At 42.0% G+C, this 559-nt stretch carries 1 protein-coding gene; it reads right to left on the reverse strand.

Annotated elements, in window-relative coordinates; translation table 11 throughout:
- A partial coding sequence (locus ACEWB7_RS17380) for a response regulator (RefSeq protein ID WP_411581009.1) occupies positions 1-559 on the reverse strand: 559 nt, incomplete at both ends.

Consider the following 559-nt stretch of genomic DNA (forward strand, 5'->3'; position numbering starts at 1 on the left):
GTCTATGACATAGCATACCAATTCAGTCTGCCCTATTTGACCTAAACAGCCTTTTAATGTGTGAATTAACTGATCGATTTTTTTTCCAGCCGATACGGCATTTTCAATATCAGCCAGCAAGAGGTCCAGTGATTGGAAAATCTTGCTATTAATGACCATATCATCTGTCGCCAGTAGCGCTGAGCAGCGACTTGGATCCTGCTCCTGTAGCTCTATATTTCGTAAAAGTTGGTATTCTGCGGCAATACTGATATAGCGAGCTAAGGTAGCCAACGTCACTGGTTTGGTAATGTAATGATGAATCCAATTTTTTTTACAACGATGAATATCTTCTGTCGCTACGCTAGCGGATAGCGCCACAAACATGCAGTCAGGATCTAAATTATTCGGCTCATCGTGCCATAATTGTACACATTCAATACCATCTATTTCTGGCATTCTAATGTCAATCAGTACTAAATCGAATCGTTGCTGTTGTGATAAAGTCAGAGCCTCGTTACTACTGGCGGCAATAGTGACGTGTTGGCCCAGGCTGACAAGCATTTTGCCGATGATATCC

Source organism: Acinetobacter sp. NIOH-H-8 (assembly GCF_046635365.1).
Classification (GTDB): domain Bacteria; phylum Pseudomonadota; class Gammaproteobacteria; order Pseudomonadales; family Moraxellaceae; genus Acinetobacter.